Annotated in this window: 20 protein-coding genes; all 20 read right to left on the bottom strand. The window is 42.2% G+C overall.

Translation table 11 applies throughout. The features are described from left to right. Position 1 precedes the first annotated feature (1 nt). On the bottom strand, positions 2–820 hold the full coding sequence (trpA, locus tag GJU41_RS17235; protein WP_070878142.1) for a tryptophan synthase subunit alpha: 819 nt from the start codon (positions 818–820) through the stop codon (positions 2–4). Continuing rightward, the gene (gene trpB / locus GJU41_RS17230; RefSeq protein WP_154319152.1) at positions 783–2012 is read right to left on the bottom strand and encodes a tryptophan synthase subunit beta; all 1230 of its coding nucleotides are present in this window, start codon (positions 2010–2012) and stop codon (positions 783–785) included. The genes trpA and trpB overlap by 38 nt, the downstream gene beginning before the upstream one ends. After that, positions 1993–2649 carry a phosphoribosylanthranilate isomerase gene (locus GJU41_RS17225; RefSeq protein ID WP_070878146.1) on the bottom strand — a complete coding sequence of 219 codons (657 nt, stop codon included), beginning with the start codon at positions 2647–2649 and terminating at the stop codon, positions 1993–1995. Before GJU41_RS17225 ends, trpB begins: the two co-directional genes overlap by 20 nt. Beyond that, on the bottom strand, positions 2642–3403 hold the full coding sequence (gene trpC / locus GJU41_RS17220) for an indole-3-glycerol phosphate synthase TrpC (protein WP_070878148.1): 762 nt from the start codon (positions 3401–3403) through the stop codon (positions 2642–2644). The genes GJU41_RS17225 and trpC overlap by 8 nt, the downstream gene beginning before the upstream one ends. Beyond that, positions 3393–4412 (bottom strand): anthranilate phosphoribosyltransferase, encoded by a 1020-nt coding sequence (trpD, locus tag GJU41_RS17215; protein WP_070878150.1) that lies wholly within the window; start codon positions 4410–4412, stop codon positions 3393–3395. The genes trpC and trpD overlap by 11 nt, the downstream gene beginning before the upstream one ends. Continuing rightward, complete coding sequence (gene trpE, locus GJU41_RS17210) at positions 4384–5928, bottom strand: anthranilate synthase component I (protein WP_070878151.1); 1545 nt, start codon at positions 5926–5928, stop codon at positions 4384–4386. Before trpE ends, trpD begins: the two co-directional genes overlap by 29 nt. Positions 5929–6294: 366 nt before the next feature. Continuing rightward, positions 6295–6663 (bottom strand): chorismate mutase, encoded by a 369-nt coding sequence (aroH, locus tag GJU41_RS17205; RefSeq protein WP_070878153.1) that lies wholly within the window; start codon positions 6661–6663, stop codon positions 6295–6297. After that, entirely contained in the window at positions 6660–7748 is a 1089-nt protein-coding gene (gene aroB / locus GJU41_RS17200) for a 3-dehydroquinate synthase (RefSeq protein ID WP_070878155.1), read from the bottom strand. Before aroB ends, aroH begins: the two co-directional genes overlap by 4 nt. Next, positions 7748–8920, bottom strand: a complete 1173-nt coding sequence (aroC, locus tag GJU41_RS17195) for a chorismate synthase (protein WP_154319151.1) — start codon at positions 8918–8920, stop codon at positions 7748–7750. The genes aroB and aroC overlap by 1 nt, the downstream gene beginning before the upstream one ends. A gap of 75 nt (positions 8921–8995) precedes the next feature. Continuing rightward, positions 8996–9769 carry a CheR family methyltransferase gene (locus GJU41_RS17190; protein ID WP_070878159.1) on the bottom strand — a complete coding sequence of 258 codons (774 nt, stop codon included), beginning with the start codon at positions 9767–9769 and terminating at the stop codon, positions 8996–8998. Positions 9770–9945: 176 nt separating this feature from the next. Continuing rightward, positions 9946–10392 carry a nucleoside-diphosphate kinase gene (gene ndk / locus GJU41_RS17185; RefSeq protein ID WP_070878161.1) on the bottom strand — a complete coding sequence of 149 codons (447 nt, stop codon included), beginning with the start codon at positions 10390–10392 and terminating at the stop codon, positions 9946–9948. Between the two features lie 101 nt (positions 10393–10493). Beyond that, positions 10494–11456 carry a heptaprenyl diphosphate synthase component II gene (gene hepT, locus GJU41_RS17180; protein ID WP_070878163.1) on the bottom strand — a complete coding sequence of 321 codons (963 nt, stop codon included), beginning with the start codon at positions 11454–11456 and terminating at the stop codon, positions 10494–10496. Positions 11457–11591: 135 nt separating this feature from the next. Further along, complete coding sequence (locus tag GJU41_RS17175) at positions 11592–12287, bottom strand: demethylmenaquinone methyltransferase (RefSeq protein WP_070878165.1); 696 nt, start codon at positions 12285–12287, stop codon at positions 11592–11594. Between the two features lies 1 nt (position 12288). Further along, a complete protein-coding gene (locus tag GJU41_RS17170) occupies positions 12289–13095 on the bottom strand; it encodes a heptaprenyl diphosphate synthase component 1 (protein WP_070878175.1) in 807 nt (268 codons plus the stop codon). A 113-nt stretch (positions 13096–13208) separates the two neighbouring features. After that, the gene (mtrB, locus tag GJU41_RS17165; protein ID WP_070878166.1) at positions 13209–13436 is read right to left on the bottom strand and encodes a trp RNA-binding attenuation protein MtrB; all 228 of its coding nucleotides are present in this window, start codon (positions 13434–13436) and stop codon (positions 13209–13211) included. An 18-nt stretch (positions 13437–13454) separates the two neighbouring features. Further along, entirely contained in the window at positions 13455–14021 is a 567-nt protein-coding gene (gene folE / locus GJU41_RS17160; protein WP_070878168.1) for a GTP cyclohydrolase I FolE, read from the bottom strand. 203 nt (positions 14022–14224) lie between these two features. Then, complete coding sequence (gene hbs, locus GJU41_RS17155; protein ID WP_029280242.1) at positions 14225–14503, bottom strand: non-specific DNA-binding protein Hbs; 279 nt, start codon at positions 14501–14503, stop codon at positions 14225–14227. 524 nt (positions 14504–15027) lie between these two features. Beyond that, positions 15028–16506: a stage IV sporulation protein A gene (gene spoIVA / locus GJU41_RS17150; protein WP_070878169.1), complete on the bottom strand. Its 1479-nt coding sequence runs from the start codon at positions 16504–16506 to the stop codon at positions 15028–15030. 200 nt (positions 16507–16706) lie between these two features. Continuing rightward, positions 16707–17426, bottom strand: coding sequence for a hypothetical protein (locus GJU41_RS17145; RefSeq protein WP_070878171.1), 720 nt, complete (start codon positions 17424–17426; stop codon positions 16707–16709). Positions 17427–17453: 27 nt separating this feature from the next. Further along, positions 17454–17654, bottom strand: coding sequence for a DUF2768 domain-containing protein (locus GJU41_RS17140; protein ID WP_070878173.1), 201 nt, complete (start codon positions 17652–17654; stop codon positions 17454–17456). Between the last annotated feature and the right edge of the window lie 629 nt (positions 17655–18283).

Here is an 18283-nt window from a genome sequence, read left to right as displayed (position 1 = left end):
TTCATCCTGTGCTTACTTTAGCATTTGAAACAAAGGAGGAAGCTTTTTCTTCAAACTCGAGAAGGGCAGCATCCAATGAATCAGCCTCTTTCAGTTTTGAAGATAACCTCTCAACTTCTTCAATTAGTGCACTGCCTACAACAACTCCGTCACATACCTTTGTCAGTTCTTCTACGTGTTCCTTTGAAGAAACACCGAAACCGACAACGACAGGAACTGAAGCTTCTTGTTTTACCTCACTCAGAAAATCGTAAATGCGCTGATCGAACGTCTTTCTCGAACCTGTTACACCTAACGATGAAACACAGTAAAGAAAGCCTTCTGCATTTGACACAATTTTCTTAAGCCGCTGAACAGATGTAGGGGCAACCATTGAAATAAACGTGACGCCATGCTGCTTGCAGGACTCTCTCAAATCTCCGCTCTCTTCAAAAGGAAGATCCGGAATCAGCAGCCCGTCTATTGTGTTTTTTTCCGCTAAAGCAAAGAAGGATTCTTTTCCTAATTGTAACACAGGATTATAATACGTAAAAAGAATTATTGGAATAGTTAGACCTCTTTCGCGCATAGATGGAACGAGTTCCATGGCTTTTACAATATTCATACCGGCCGACAGCGATCTTTGCGAAGCCCTTTGGATGACAGGACCGTCCGCCAGGGGATCTGAATATGGGATGCCAAGTTCAATAGCTGAAGCTCCAGCCTTCTGAAGAGTAAGCGCGAGTCCGATTGTGGCTTCACCATTTGGGTCGCCTGCTGTTATAAACGGGATAAATAATTTCTTATTTTGCGCAAGCTGCTTCTGCAAGTATTCCTGCATTCTTATCGCTCCCTTCAAGAGATTCCATTAGTGTATGAACATCTTTGTCTCCGCGTCCTGATAAACAGATGAGCAGCGTTTCATCTGGATCCATTTTCTCTGCAAGCTGGAAGGCCTTTGCAAGAGCATGGGCGGTTTCAATAGCCGGAAGAATTCCTTCTTCCTTTGCTAAGACAGTTAACGCTTCTAAGGCCTCGTCATCAGTTACGCTCTCATATTTCACCCGGCCTGTATCTGCAAGGTGTGCATGCTCAGGTCCAATTCCAGGGTAATCAAGCCCGGCTGAAATGGAGTATGGTTCAATAATTTGCCCGTACTCATCCTGGATCAGGTAAGTGAGCGAACCATGAATAACTCCTTTTGTGCCCTTGGTGATGGTTGCAGCATGGAGAGGTGTATCAACGCCTTTGCCTGCCGCTTCAACGCCGACAAGCTCAACATCTTCCTCAATGAAGGCTGCAAACATGCCAATCGCATTGCTTCCTCCGCCGACGCATGCGACTACTTTATCAGGAAGGCAATCCATTCGTTCAGCCAGCTGCTGCTTCGCTTCATCTCCTATTACTCTTTGAAACTCTCTGACCATTTGCGGATATGGATGAGGTCCTACTACTGAACCGATCATATAAAAATGATCCTCACAATGCTGAACCCAGTATCTGATCGCTTCGTTCGTAGCATCCTTCAGCGTTTTATTTCCGCTGTGAACAGGGATAACTTCCGCCCCGAGCAGCTTCATCCGAAAGACGTTAAGCTGCTGACGGATCACATCTTCTTCCCCCATAAAGACTTTGCATTCAAGGCCAAATTTTGCTGCAACGGTTGCTGCCGCGACACCGTGCTGTCCTGCACCTGTCTCTGCAATAATTTTTGTTTTCCCCATTTTCTGTGCCAGTAGGGCCTGGCCAATCGCATTATTAATTTTGTGAGCGCCTGTATGGTTAAGATCCTCGCGTTTCAGAAAAATCTTTGCTCCGCCAAGTTTTTTCGTTATGTTTTCGGCATAGGTCAATGTTGTCGGCCTTCCGGAATATTCAATGAGAAGACGGTGGTATTCGTTCATAAATTCAGGATCGGCCGCCGCTTCTGCAAATGCCTCTTGCAATTCTTCAAGCGGCTGCATTAACGTTTCAGGTACATATTTCCCTCCAAAATCTCCGAATCTGCCAAATTCATCTGGAAACTGATACATGGTGATTCACCCTTTCTTCTAGCCTTGTCAATAAGGCCTCATCTTTTTTTCCGTTTTGTTCAATGCCGCTTGAAATATCGATGCCCGGCGGATGTAGCCCGAGCAGCTGTTCAATATTGCCAGGAGTAATGCCTCCTGCAATGAAGAGTGTTTTGTTTATCTCCTCAGCGGCCTGTATATAAGACGGTACTTTTGACCAATCGAATGTCTGTCCAGTTCCTCCGAAAGCTTCTTTGACTTTAGAATCAATCACAAAGCCGTCCGCTGCTTCTGCATATAATTTCATATCAGTCAGTGTTCCCTCATAATGGGGCAATGCCTTCCATACTTCCCTCTTAAAATGATGCTTGATTTCAGCAATTTCTTTGACTGTCTCCGAGCCGTGGCATTGAATGACATCGATTGGAAGTTCATTCATGACTTGTTCTATTTCATTCAGGCGGGCATTTACAAATATCGCCACTAATTGTTTATCCTCAGTTTCAACTTCTTTTAGCCACTCTTTTACATCCAGAGCTTCCACTGTCCGCTTACTTTCAGCAAAAATAAGTCCGAGATAATCTGCCTTTGACTTGCCTGTCAGCTTTAAATCTTCCAAAGATCGATTTCCGCATAACTTGATCAAAGGTTTACTCATTTTCTTCTCCGTATAGAGCTTTGATGGCAGCTGTTTGATTCTCACCGCGCATGAGTGATTCTCCGACTAAAATGGCATGAGCGCCTTCTTGCTGAACAGTTTTCACATCTTCAAATGTAAAAATGCCGCTTTCACTCACTAGCAGAGTATCTTTTGGAACGGATGTGCTTATTGTCTTTATTTGATGGATATTTGTCTTAAAGGTTGAAAGATCTCTATTATTCACACCTAGTATTTTAGGGGTGAACTCAGACATAAGCTTTTCCAGAACTGCCAGAGAATGCACTTCCACCAATACATCCATGCCGAGCTCATAAGCATGCACATACAGTTCGTGCAGCTCTTTAGCTTCAAGCGCCTCTCCTATTAAAAGGATGGCATCTGCCCCTATATTCCTGGATTCCTCAACTTGCTTGTGATCAATAATGAAATCCTTCCTTAACACCGGGAGACTGACTTCTTTCTTAATTTCCACTATAAAATCACGATGGCCCTGAAAAAAGCTTTCATCTGTTAAAACAGAGAGACAATCTGCTTTTCCAGCTTCATAAGCTTTTGCAATTTCCACCGGATGAAAATTCTCTTTAATGATCCCTTTAGAAGGAGATGCCTTTTTTACTTCCGCGATTAAAGCCGGTTTCCGGTTTGAATGCTTCAAGGCACTGTAAAATGAGCGTTCAGATACGTTAGTTCTTTCAGGAATAGTCAGTGAAAGCACTTCTTCCCGTTTTTTTTCAAGAATTTTAGTAAGCATACTGCTCCTCCTTCTTTCTTTGAAGACGGGCGAGCTGACGATAGGCTGTGCCATTTGCGATTGCGTCTGCCGCTTTTTTCACTCCATCAGCAAGTGAATCCGTTTTGCCTGCTACATATAAAGCAGCACCGGCATTCAGTGCAACAATGTCTGCCGCCGCCCCGCTGCGCTTCCCTTCGAACACACCCAGAATCAGTTCTGCACTTTCAGCTGGGCTCTCAACCTGGATGTCTTTTAATTCTCCGCGCTGCAGTCCCATCTCTTCCGGGGTTATTTCATAACGGTCAATCTTGCCGTTTTTCAGTTCAACAATATCTGTTACACCTGTAATACTGCATTCGTCGAGGCCATCTCTTCCTGTAACAAGGAGAACATGTTCTGAGCCAAGCTCGCGCAGGGCAAAGGCTATTTTTTCTGCATACTCTGTAGAGAACACTCCCATTACCTGGCGCTTGGCATCAGCAGGGTTTGCTAATGGTCCAAGAAGGTTAAAAACCGTTCTGAAGCCGATTTCCTGTCTAGGGCTTACAGCATGTTTCATGGAAGAATGGTAGATAGGCGCGAACAGAAAACTCATATCATAAGCCTGCAGAGCGAGCTTCGCTTCATCCGGTGTTGTTTGAATGGAGATCCCAAGCTGTTCAAGCACATCTGCACTGCCGCTTTTTGATGAGATTGCCCGATTGCCGTGCTTTGCTACTTTTACTCCGAGCGCAGACGCAAGGATTGCTGATGCAGTCGAAATATTAAATGTCGATGCCCCGTCTCCGCCTGTTCCGCATGTATCAATCAGTTCCTCTGCATAATCAATGCGGGTCATATGCTGTTTCATTGCTTTTGCAAAACCGACAAGCTCGTCAACCGTTTCACCGCGGAATCTTAATATGGAAATGAAACTTGCGATTTGGCTGGAAGTGGCTTTTCCCTCCATTACCTGATTCATGGCAGCCATTGCCTCTTCTTCGGTCAGCGTGTAGCCTTCAATGCATTTGCTGAGTAATGTTTTCATTTTCTGCCTCCTCCTTTTTGCCAAACACTTTTTCTGCAAGTTCAATGGTTTTAATTAAGGCGCTTGCTTTATTTCTCGTTTCTTTCCATTCTAGTTCAGGCTTTGAATCTGCTACAATTCCGGCTCCTGCCTGAACATAAGCTTTTCCGCCCTGCAAAGAAATTGTCCTGATTGTAATGCAAGAATCAATATTGCCGTCAAAGCCAATATAGGCAATGCACCCTGCGTACGCGTTTCTCGCTGTTGGTTCGAGCTCCTGCAGAATCTGCATGGCCCGCACTTTAGGGGCACCCGATACCGTTCCGGCCGGGAATGATGAAAGCAGAGCATCAATGGGATGTATGCCGGTTTTTAATTGACCGGTCACCTTTGAAATTAAATGCATCACGTGTGAAAAACGTCCGAGCTCCATTAAAACCGGAGTCTTAACTGTCCCATAATCAGCTACTCTGCCTATATCATTTCTTGCCAGGTCAACAAGCATATAATGCTCTGCTTTTTCCTTTTCATCGCTGCGCAGGTCTTCCGCCATCCTGAGATCCTCTTCTTCCGTCTTTCCGCGTTTTCTGGTTCCTGCAATCGGATGAATTTCGAGATAGCCGTCCTGAACGTAGATCAGCCTCTCAGGAGAACTGCCGATCAGCTCAGTCTCATCAAATTTGATGTAAAACATGTAAGGCGAGGGATTCACAACCCTCAGCATTCGATATAAGTCAAAGCCTTTAGCTGTTATTGGCATTTCGAATCTTTGAGAAAGAACACCCTGAAAAATATCCCCTGCTCTGATGTATTCTTTTATTTTTTCGACTGAGTCAAGAAAATCATCCTTTTCAAAATTGGAGGTTACTCCTTCAAACGAAACAGATGCCTGATCCATCGGAGAAAGCATCAAATCATTGAAATCCCTTTTTTCAGTCAGTTGGGAGATCAGCTGATTGATTTTGGTTTCAGCAATGTCATAAACTGCACGCTTGCCTCCTTCTGACTCTTTTCCGGAGAGGCGTTCGTAATGGATAAACGAAAGTGTTTTATCAATATGATCGAATGCGATCATCGTATGGCAAACGAATAAAAGGCACTTCTTAAAGTTCAAATCTTGATTGGCATGCTTTGGAACGCGTTCAAACATCGTAACGGAATCATATCCTAAATAGCCTACAGCGCCCCCTGCAAACGGAATATCAAGATCTGGAAGCTTTACTTTTAAATAGCCGTCCATCCATTGAAAGATTTCTTTCAGAGAAGAAGATTCATAGATTGTTTTTCTTTGTTTGGACCTCACGCAGTAGCGGTCATTTTCTTCTTCAATGAACAAAAAAGGATTTAATCCAATAAATGAATAACGTGACCATGATGATTCCGCGTCTTTGCTTTCTAATAAATACACCGCTTCATCTTCAAACACTTTAAAAAGCTGAATCGGGGTGAACGTGTCAACTTGAAAAGACTTAATAACAGGTATGGTTTGATAGCTCATGCTATCTTGTTTAAATGAGGCAAAATCGGTATGAAACATAAGTACTCACTCCTCCAGCATTGTGGAGAATAAGTATTTAGGAGGTTTTAAGCGGAAGCGCTGCGGTAAAACGAAAAAACCCAAAAACAAAGAATCTCTGTTTTTGGGTAGTCTTAACCGTAACGGAAAATATAAAAGACCTCAGCTAAACTCATTCTCGGCTACCCTAAACTATGCTAAACTAATTGATTTTTCACTGAACTAATCTGACTTGCTCACTATACTCATCTAACGCACTGGAACATATTAGAAGCTCTCTTCTAATTTCTATTCTTGGGGTCTATCTTAATACACATGCTGTTTTCTGTCAACGAATGATGTTCCCGCCTAAGTGAGGAACATCAGGCACTATATTTTCATTTGATTTTATTCTTTGCCTGTTAAATCGGGTCTTAGCACAATCGCTTTCCCCTGATAAACATGCTTTACTTCTTTTTGATTAAGCTCAGTCTCCACTGTCATCATGACCCTGATGCACTTTTCAAGACTTCCTGCTACAGGGATTTCCTGCATGCACATGACAGGAACATATTCCCATCCGTCAAAATTCCGCAGAGCTTTTGCTGGAAAAACCGCATCTAAATCTGCAGTCATTGAGAGCAGGACAGATGCGACATCTTCAGGCTCAACTTTATTTTTTTCAATCATTTCTAGAACAAGAGCTTCCGTTGCTTTGATGATCTGATCTTCATCATTGTGTTCAACTGTAGCAGCTCCTCTAATTGCACGAATCAAACTGATCCCTCCTGTCTCCATGTTTCTAGCAAGGATCTTAATTGATCTCTTTCGAAAGATGAAGTTTCCGGTGCTCCGATCGTTTTTAACAGAACCATCGTGATCGTCCCGGAATGCGACTTTTTATCTTTCAGCATTCTGCTGATTAAAGCATCCGCAGATAAGTTTTCAGGCACTTCAACCGGAAAGCCTAATTCTTTAAACCAATTTTTGATTTTTTCATAAGGAAGACTCAAGCTGTGAATCTTCCCGCTGAGCCAAATCGCAAAAAGCATGCCGATGGCAACACCATCACCGTGGCTGATCTTTCCATATCCTTCGGAAGCTTCAATCGCATGTCCCAGGGTATGGCCAAAGTTCAGATGGGCTCTCACTCCGGTTTCTTTTTCATCTTCTTTTACTACTGCCGCTTTGACACGAATCCCTTCAAGAATCATATGCTGAAGTTTTTCATCATCCAGATCATCGAGAACAGAAATTTCAGACGTCAGCCAATGATAGAAATCTGCATTTCCTATCAGACCGTGTTTTATCACTTCTGCAAAACCAGAACGAAGCTCATGAACCGGCAATGTCGAAAGAAAAGCCAGATCATAAATGACTGCTCGGGGCTGATGAAACGCACCAATCATATTCTTTCCTTCTGGATGGTTAATCGCGACTTTCCCTCCGACCGCACTATCATGCGCAAGCAAAGTAGTCGGCAGCTGAATGAATGGGATACCTCTCATATATGTAGCAGCAGCAAAACCAGCCAAGTCACCAATAACTCCTCCGCCGAATGCAAGAATGAGAGATTTCCGGTCAAGTCCAAGTTTAAGAGCGAGCGTTTGAATATCATAAAAAGATTGGAATGATTTATTCTCTTCTCCGCTCGGTACAACGAAGACTTCCGTCTTATAAGAATGACTCATTGCATTCAGCAGCCGCTCACCGTAAAGGCTTTGAACAGCTGCATCAGCAATAATCAATATACTGGAAGGTTTTATTACTTTTACTTGTTTAATCAGTTCAGTTTCAATGATATTTCTTCCTACTGAAACAGGATATGATCCGGAAGCAGTTTCAATAAGCAAATTCTTCATTAGAACTTCCTCGCATACTCGCGCATTTCCTGAACGTGCTCACGGATTGCATCTATTCGGTCTGAACCGAATTGTTCAAGAATCGCATTCGCGATTTCCCATGCCACAACGGCTTCTGCAACTACACTTGCTGCAGGCACAGCACAGCTGTCAGAACGTTCGATGCTGGCTGAAAAAGGTTCTTTCGTTTCAATATCAACACTTTGAAGAGGTTTATAAAGGGTTGGAATTGGCTTCATGACTCCTCTGACTACAATCGGCATGCCCGTAGACATTCCGCCTTCTAAACCGCCTAAGCGATTCGTTTTGCGTGAGTAGCCATTCTCTTCGCTCCAAATAATTTCGTCATGTACTTCACTGCCAAATCTTCGGGCTGCTTCAAAACCGATGCCAAATTCCACACCTTTAAAAGCATTGATGCTAACGATAGCCGCTGCAATTTTCGAATCAAGCTTGCGGTCGTAATGAACGTAACTGCCGACCCCGGAAGGCATTCCTTCTACAATCACTTCCACGACACCGCCGATGGAATCGCCATTGCTCTTAGCATCATCAATGGCCTGCATCATTTTTACTGCAGCATTCTCATCCAGGCAGCGGACAGGCGATTCCTCAGTAACCCGCTGTAATTCTTCAATAGACGTATAATCTGTTTTTTCAGCTTTTATTGCTCCGATTTCAACTACATGGCCTGCAACTTTAATGCCAAGCTCTGCCAATAGCTTTTTAGCTACTGCACCAACCGCAACTCTGACCGTTGTTTCACGGGCAGACGAGCGTTCAAGCACGTTGCGGATATCTCTGTGCCCGTATTTAATCGCTCCGTTTAAATCAGCATGTCCAGGCCTCGGACGGCTGATCTGGCGTTTAATATCTTTTTCTTCGCCTTCTTCTAAAGGCTCGATACCCATAATATTTGTCCAATGTTTCCAATCATTATTTTCAACTACAAGTGCGATTGGAGAGCCAAGTGCTTTTCCATGACGGATTCCGCTTGTAATCTGAACCTCGTCCTTCTCAATCTGCATTCTTCTTCCTCTGCCATGTCCCTTTTGTCTGCGCGAAAGATCGAGGTTAATATCCTCTGCAGTAATTGACAGCCCCGCCGGCACTCCTTCAACAATAGCGGTTAACTGCGGTCCATGTGATTCTCCTGCTGTTAAGTATCTCATCTAAAGCTCTCCCTTCAGCGCACTAACGCTTTTAAGTAACACTATACCATATGTATGAAAAATTGAATAGAAAGTTTACAGCTGTATTTTTCTGTAAAAAAAGGTGCCTGCTGATTCAAGGTCATATTGCTGACTGTAAAAAATCTGTTCCGTGCTCCCGATAAAAAAGATACCCCCGTTTTTCAAAGCCCTTGAAAACTTATGATAAAGCATATTCTTCGCATCTTCCGTAAAATAAATCAGCACATTTCGGCAAATAATTAAATCAAATCCGCTTTCAAAAGGGTCTGAGAGCAGATTGTGTTTTTTAAATTGTACAGTCTCAATGATTTCTTTGCTAATTTGATAGCCTGCCCCATCCTGAACAAAATATTTGCTCTTCATCTCACCCGGCAGCTCAGCAAGACTTCTTTCCGGATACATCCCGAGCTTTGCTCTGGCTATGACATTTTCGTCTAAGTCTGTTGCCAGAATTTTAATAGAGCGCAATGGCAAATATTTTGACAAAATCATTGCGATTGTATAAGGCTCTTCACCGGTTGAACAGGCTGCGCTCCATATTCTCAGCGGGCGGGACCCGCTTAGCATAGCAGGCAGCAATTCAGTCTCTAATAGATCCCAGCGCTTCCTATTCCGATAAAACTCTGTAACGTTGATTGTTATTCTGTCCAGAAGTTCATAGAGCAGCTCCCTATCTCTTTGAAGTGCTGAACCATACTCCTTAAAACTGTTATATCCCCTTTTCAAATAAAGAGAAGTAATTCTTCTTTTCATTTGTGCCTCTTTATAAAGACCTAGATCTATTCCTGTTAACTTTTTAAATTCTTTCTGAAATTGCATATATTCCATCTGACTCAACTCTCCTGCAGGAATTCCCTCTATGTATAGTATATCGGAAAGTGATAGTCTCTTGTGAGGCCTGAATAAAAAATCTGAAAACTCTTAAAAATTCACATAGAAAGATTTAATGGGAAGTGATATTTAAACACGAGAAAAGCCAGCATCTCTGCTGGCCTTTAGGCGGATCAGTAAATCCAAGTATGAATATCTTTGTCGTATTCTACTAATTCTTCTTGTTTGAAGAATAGATTAATTTCGCGCTCTGCACTTTCCGGTGAATCAGAACCGTGGATGATGTTTTTTCCTACGAATAAACCATAGTCGCCTCTGATTGTACCCGGCAATGCTTCGGCTGGTTTTGTTTTTCCCATCATCGTGCGGGAGATTTCGATCACATTTTCCCCTTCCCAAACCATAGCGAAAACTGGTCCGGATGTGATGAATTCAACTAATTCTCCGAAGAATGGCTTCCCGTTGTGTTCCCCGTAGTGCTGTTCAGCAAGTGAAACCGGAATTTGCATTAATTTAGCCCCAACTAAATGTAAGCCCTTACTTTCAAATCTAGAAACAATTTTCCCGATAAGCTGACGCTGAACGCCATCAGGTTTGACCATCATAAATGTTTTTTCCATCGTAATTTCTCCACCCCGCGATTGTTATGTATGGGCTTTCATGCCCCATGCAAATCGTACCATTTTTTCACTGTTTTCGCAATCGTATGGGGCGAAGGAATTTAAAATTTTCTTTTTCCAATATATTTTGCAATATTGGATAAAGCAGATCTTGCCCGATTTTTCGGCAATTGATTTAAAATGCTGAACCCTTTTTGAAGATACATGTCGCTGACTTGTATGGACCGCTCAATTGCATTTGTAGATAGGATGGCATCAATAATCTCAGCCATTTCAGTTTCGTCCGTATCACTTGCAACCTTGCTGATTTTGTTTTTCAGCTCGGAATTTTCCATTGCAAACAGCACTGGAAGGGTAATGTTGCCCTGCAGCAGGTCTCCTCCAACAGGCTTTCCAAGCTCTTCTTCTGTAGAAGTAAAATCGAGAATATCATCTGTAATTTGAAAGGACATCCCCACGTAATAGCCGAACAGGAATAATTTTTTATGTATAGATTCCGGAACACCGCCTGCAATCGCTCCAAGCTGGCAGCTGGCAGCAATTAATAACGCTGTTTTCCTTTTAATGCGTCTTAAATAAACACGCAGATTCTGGTCAAAGTCATACTTGTCTTTTATTTGTTCAATTTCACCAAGAGATACTTCAACAATTGTTTTTGAAAGGATTTGATGTGCTGCAATATTTTCTAAAGATGTCATAATCTCAAGGGATCTTGCAAATAAATAATCCCCTGTATACATGGCAATGCGGTTATCCCACTTTGCTTTAATGGTCGGTTTCCCCCGCCTGAGCTCAGCATCATCAATCACATCATCATGCACTAAAGATGCCATATGAATAATTTCAAGAGCGATGGCCACTTTTTTGACTTTTTCGATATCATATTCGCCAAACATGGCAGAAAGCAATACAAAAACAGGGCGGATACGCTTTCCCCCTGCCTGAAGAAGGTGAAGCCCTGCCTCGCTTAACAGAGGCTCTGTTGAGCTTACCGTTTTTTCAAGTTCCTGTTCAATCAGATCAAGATCTGCATTTAAGAACGAATACGCCATTTTAAATTTCATTCAATTCACCTAAATACTCGCATTTTTAAAACATGGCTGGTCTAATGATAGATTGCAGTACATATGTCCGCATCCAATACCTCCGCCAGTGAATCTTAATGGAAGGAACTGGACAGAATTATAAACAAAAAAAATTCATTTGCACCCGAGATGCATCGCGGCTACGCCGCCTGTAAAAGGCTTCACTTCTACATCTTTAAAGCCCGCATCTCTGAACATTTGTGCAAGCTCACGCATACCCGGGAAATCTCTGGCTGATTCCTGCAGCCATGAATATTCATTGTAGCTCTTAGCAAACAGCTTTCCGAAAACAGGCATCACAAATCGGAAGTAACCGTAATAAAGCTGCTTAAACCCAATCATGGTCGGCTGGGAGGTTTCGAGGCAGACTACTTTTCCGCCTGGCTTAACAACGCGGTGCATTTCCTTAAGCACGGTCATATAGTCTGGAACATTCCGAAGTCCAAAACCGATCGTTACATAATCAAACGTGTTGTCTTCAAAAGGAAGTTCCATGGCATTGCCGTGAATTAATTCAATATTGGAGTAATCTTTTATTTTCTCTCTGCCAATTTTCAGCATATTGTTGCTGAAATCAAGACCAATAGCCCGGCCTCTCCCGCCTACCGCATCAGCCATAGCAATCGTCCAGTCAGCTGTGCCGCAGCAAACATCCAGGGCAATCGATCCTTGCTTGACATTCATTCGTTTCATTGTTTCGCGGCGCCAGGCAATATGGCGCTGAAAACTGATGACTGAATTCATTTTATCGTAGTTTTTATATATTTTTTCAAATACAGAATGGACTCTTTCTTCTTTGGATTGCTGCATTTCATAAACCTTCTTCCGCAAGCGTAGTGTATCTTATATCCTGATTATACTTGAATGACTGCAATCTTGCTAACAGGACATTCTGCAGAGAGGACGGCTGCTGAAAACAGCTTTCTAAAAGCTCGGCTGTCTCTTCGAAATAACGGTTGCAAAACTCTTTTAAATACACTCCGGTAAATTCGATTGTGCCGATATTTTTCTTCTTTTTCTCCAAATTCCTCATGATCGATAAAGATTCTGCGTTGTATCTGTTTTTCTCAAGCATCAGCCGCTTGTATGATAAAAATTTTGTCGTCAGCTTAGAGAATAGGCCTGCCTGAAAATAATCAGAAACATGCTGAAAAAGAGCCGTTTCTACTTTTATGATACTTGCAACGAATGAATCAAAATCACTTACAGTCTCTTCGTACAGACGAATTTTATGTTCATTTATCTCTTTTATTGCCGTTGCTAACGTTCGAATCATTCCAATATCCTGCATTTCTGATAATAACGCGTAATACAGACCGCTGAAGTAGTCTCCTGCAAGAACAATAAGCTGTCTTTGCATGAACTCTTCCTGCTTTAAATGAACGGAAGTGGATACTTCATCATGAGTATCAAGGGCAATTTGCACAAGCATCGCTGTAATTATGTAGTTCTCTTTTTTTTCATCTGGAAGATCAATCTGATCGAACAAAGCATAGAAGAGGAGCAGTTTATCTTCATCAATCACAGGAGAAGGTATATATTTTGCTAAAAATGGATGAGTGAGCTTTACGTGCAGCGCGTCTTTAATCTTAGCCATTTGTACATAGATGTCTTGCAAATGAATCACCCTTGTCCCCATGTAAATAGAAATTTTTTCGAAAAACCAGCAACAGCAACAAACAGTTACAGCTGAATACTTAATATTATACCATAATTGCAGCCGTCAGAAAATTATCTTCTGGAGTCGCTTTCTATTTCACCGTAGCTCGTCTGAATAATAGCTTTGCCTCTTATCTTGATAGCAGATGTATGCTCAGTAAACTGGGCAATCATGACCTCGCCTTTATCAAGCTTCTCTGAATGATGAAATCGAGTATCCGATCCGCGGGTCAGACCGATGACATTCACTCCATCTTCCACCGCTTTAATCACTAAAAAATCATTTGAGTTGTCTTTCATATGTACACCCCCGAATCCTTATTCTTTAATAAATGATAATACTTCCGCTCTGGCTGCAGGATCTTTCACAAAAACACCTCTGACAGCTGATGTCACTGTTTTGCTTCCAGGCTTTTTGACTCCCCGCATTGTCATGCACATATGTTCTGCTTCTACAACCACCATGACGCCATGCGGTTCTAATGAATCAACAATGCTGTCTGCAATTGTCGAGGTAATTCTTTCTTGAAGCTGCGGTCTTCTGCAAACAGCTTCAACAGCTCTGGCAAGCTTGCTCAGCCCCGTTACTTTTCCGCCTTTTGGTATGTATGCAATGTGAGCCTTGCCAAAAAACGGAACAAGGTGATGCTCACACATCGAATGAAATGGAATATCCTTTACCAGCACAAGTTCTTCATGGTCTTCGCCGAACACGGTTTTAAAATGCTCTTTTGGGTCTTCGTTAAGTCCAGAGAATACTTCGGCATACATTTTAGCAACTCGCTTAGGAGTATCAAGCAGCCCTTCGCGATTTGGATCTTCCCCTATCGCCTCAAGTATGAGCCTTACCGCCTCTTCGATCTGCTGAGTATTGATTTGCCCCATACATATCCTCCTAAAAACAATATATTTGATACAGATTCTAGCATATGTAAGCAATTAAAAGCAAAGAATGATGCATCTTGTGAAGTTTATGCGACAGACATGTCTTAACTTTTTTCCAGAACAAAGGAAAAGCCCCTATAAAAGGGGCTATCCATGGCATTTTTGTGTATGTAATTTATGCATCATACACGGGTAAGAGCACATTATTTTCCAGCAACAGCGTCTTTAAGAGCCTTACCTGGTTTGAACGCAGGCACTTTGCTTGCTGCGATTTCGATTTCTTCGCCAGTTTGTGGGTTGCGTCCTTTACGAGCCGCACGCTCACGTACTTCGAAATTACCAAAACCGATCAATTGTACTTTATCACCGTTTTTAAGTGCATCTAAAAGTGTATCGAAAACAGCATCAACCGCTTTCGTTGCATCTTTTTTAGATAATTCGCTAGCTTCTGCTACCGCGTTGATAAGTTCTGTTTTATTCATGCCTTTCACCTCCTCCCAAAGATTGTTTGTTAAGCAATAAAAGCATTCTGTTAATTTCATTTCTTCACAGATTATGCAGAATCTATACATGATAGAGACGCATTTTACTGTTAACACGCTAATCTTATACGATTAACGGCTATAATTCAATGATTTTCCGCATGAATATTGGGTTTCAAGGAAGAATCGACCAATGCAGAAAATAATTTCTGATAGTAGATTAACACATCCTTTTTCGCTAAGCAAGGAGAAACCTTTATAAAACCTATATAAATCAATAAGTGAAGGTGCTTTCAGCGAACGTGCATTCCTATAAAGAACTTATTTTACAAAAAAATAACCGCAGATGCAAATGTTATTTTGAAATATGTAAAACTTATTAAAGACACTAATACATATTGAGAAAGAAGTAAACATTAATTTTACTAAAATAAAATTTTGTAAGCTGATTGTCATCAGATTGAAAACTATTTTTAAAGACAAAAAGATGACCACTTTTTTGTGGTCATCTGTTCGTATGACTTCTATAGAATGATCGCGATTAAACCGCCAGATCCTTCGTTAATAATGCGTTCGAGTGTTTCTTTTAGCTTGTATCTGGCATTTTCAGGCATTAATGAGAGTTTCGCCTGAATGCCTTCTCTCACAATTGAACTCAAGCTGCGCCCGAAAATATCTGAATTCCAGATGGACAGCGGATTATCTTCAAAATCCTGCATTAAGTATCGAACCAGCTCTTCACTTTGTTTTTCTGTTCCGATAATCGGAGCAAATTCTGACTCCACATCCACTTTAATCATATGAATTGATGGGGCCACAGCTTTTAGCCGGACACCGAATCTTGCACCCTGCCTGATAATCTCCGGCTCATCAAGGCTCATGTCGCTGAGAGCTGGCGCTGCAATGCCGTAGCCTGTTTGCTTTACCATTCTAAGCGCATCTGATACTTGATCATATTCTGCTTTTGCATACGCAAAGTCCTGCATAAGCTGCAGCAGGTGATCTTTCCCGCGGATTTCCACACCAACGACTTCTTTTAATATCTGATCATATAAATCATCCGGCGCGTAAAGATCGATTTCTGCGATCCCCTGCCCCATTTCAATGCCTGCAAGGCTGGCGCGGTCAATGAAATCATATTCACTGAAATAACCGACCACACGGTCAACATCTCTGAGCCGCTTAATATCCTGAACAGTATCTTTGACTGCTTCCTGATAGCTTTCTCGCAGCCAGTGATTATCACGGAGTACCATAACCCAGCTAGGCAGATTCACATTTACCTCAAGCACAGGGAACTCATACAGCGCTTCGCGGAGAACGTTCATGACATCTGTTTCACGGATGCTTTCAACACTCATTGCAAGAACCGGAATGTCATATTTTTCACTGAGCTGTCTTCGGAGAGTTTCTGTTTCAGGATGATACGGCTGAACCGTATTAATAATCATGATGAAAGGTTTTCCTACTTCCTTTAATTCCTCAATGACACGCTCTTCAGCTTCAATGTAATCTCTTCTTGGAATTTCCCCAATTGAGCCGTCTGTTGTAATGACGACACCGATTGTTGAATGCTCCTGAATCACTTTGCGTGTGCCGATTTCTGCTGCTTCATGGAAAGGAATCGGCTCCTCATACCAAGGAGTGTTAATCATTCTAGGCCCATTTTCATCTTCATACCCTTTTGCCCCGGGTACCGTATAGCCAACGCAATCTACCAATCTAATATTGACCTCAAGTCCCTCATCAACATGGATTGAAACCGCTTGATTCGGAACAAATTTAGGCTCTGTCGTCATGATGGTTTTACCAGCAGCACTTTGCGGCAGCTCATCCTGCGCTCGTGCCTTATCTGCTTCATTATCAATATTCGGAAGCACGACTTGCTCCATGAACTTTTTGATAAAAGTAGATTTGCCTGTTCTTACTGCTCCCACTACTCCGAGATAGATATCGCCGCCAGTGCGCTCTGCGATATCCTTAAAAATATCTACCTTTTCCAAGTGATCCCCTCCCGATCATAGGCTTCTTGGGTTATTGACCGTCTGCTTCTTCGTGTTTTAGGACACTATATATTTATGACGTTGTCCTATTTATTTATGACAGTGATCTGAAATTTTTTTCATTTCATTTTTCTTATATGATTTTAAAAAATGAAAAACCCTTCTTTCAGAGTTTATTTCTCTTAAGAAGGGTTCATGACTTATTTATCTAAAAAGACAGGTTCATTTTTTTCATTGACGGTATACGGCAAGGAAAATGCCGGAACAAACGGAGAGTCAGCGACCAATAGATTTCTTATATCTTCACCGTCTGCGGCTTTATTTTTCTTTTCGCTCAATGCTTTATTCAAATCAATGCGGTAATCAACATACACTTCCCCCGTATTATCAATCACAAAAGGCAGTATTTCTCCTGAATAAGGGCTTACGGCATGAGGAGCTTCCTCATAGCCAAGTTTCTTATAGTCCAAAGTAAACACATTTTCAGCTACAACATCTTTATAAGGCGGATAGCCATTGGATGCTTTATACACATTTAATCTCGTTTTTAGATCACGGATTTCCTCTGAGATTCTGAGGTCAATCAGTTTGACGGTCGGATTTTTTTCAACATCAACAAGAACATACAAGTAAACTCCGCCGCTTTCATAGGATGTTCCAGGGGGTTCAGCCATGTATTTCGGCACAAGCTGGGCAAAATCAATCGGGTATTTCTGATAGATCGGCGTTTCCATATCTCTCGTTTTAATCGGAAGCAAACCTCCGGAATCTTCTTTAAACCGGTCAACTGTATTTTGCACCCCTGCTATCTGATCTTCATACGGAACCTGATTCTGGCTCAGCTCCTGATCAGGATACAAGCAGCCTGAAAGCAGTGTCATGATTAAAAAAACAGGTAATAGTGAAGCAAGCTTTTTCATGAAAATCTTCCTTTATAGTGAAGTTCATTATTCATTAACAGGTCCGCTGAACACAACGAAAAAGATTAACAACCCTGCAAGAATCATAAAAAAATAGGCAATCGCCGCAAAAGCAATCTTTAAAAACCCTTTCATTTTAAATCTGCTGAAATAGATTGATATAATCGCAACAAACATAAACCCCATTGAAGCGAGAGCAATCCACATCTTCATCAACGCTGGACTCATTCCCTTACCTCCCCTTATTATCCGAAAAATATTATATCACAAGAAAAGCGGAATCGCCTGTTTAGCCCCGACAGGCAGATAAGGATTCACCGGAAAAGTCCGGGTCCCGCCTTTTTCGGGGAATCTGTTCTGACCGAGGGGTTAGGCGATTAAGCTGGACACCGCGAAATGCGGAACCGACTGCTTAGCTCCGACAGACAGATAAGGAGCAGACTGGAAAGTCCGGGTTTGACTTTTCAGGCTGATCCGTTCTGGCCGAGGAGTTAGGAGGTGGAGCTGGACACCGCGAAATGCGGAACCGACTGCTTAGCTCCGACAGACAGATAAGGATCAGCCAGTGAAGGCGCTTTTTGCCTTTGCTGGATGAGCCGTTCTGGCCGAGGAGCTGGGCGATGGAGCTGGACACCGCGAAATGCGGAACCGACTGTTTAGCTCCGACAGACAGATAAGAAATCTCAATCTAGCCACCTCTTTTTATAAGCTGAAATCCCATTTTATCCAGCTGGATTTCTGCTTATTTAGCCGTTCTATGCACTATTTAGCTGAAGTCTTGATTTTTAAGCCGAGTACGGTATGAATAAATAACAGTTTCTCTATGTATGAACTCCACCCAAGTGGAACACCAGACT

This window comes from Metabacillus idriensis (genome assembly GCF_009674765.1).
Classification (GTDB): domain Bacteria; phylum Bacillota; class Bacilli; order Bacillales; family Bacillaceae; genus Bacillus_P; species Bacillus_P idriensis.
The sequence above is the reverse complement of the archived record's forward strand: the minus strand, read 5'-3'. Positions and strand labels throughout refer to the sequence as shown.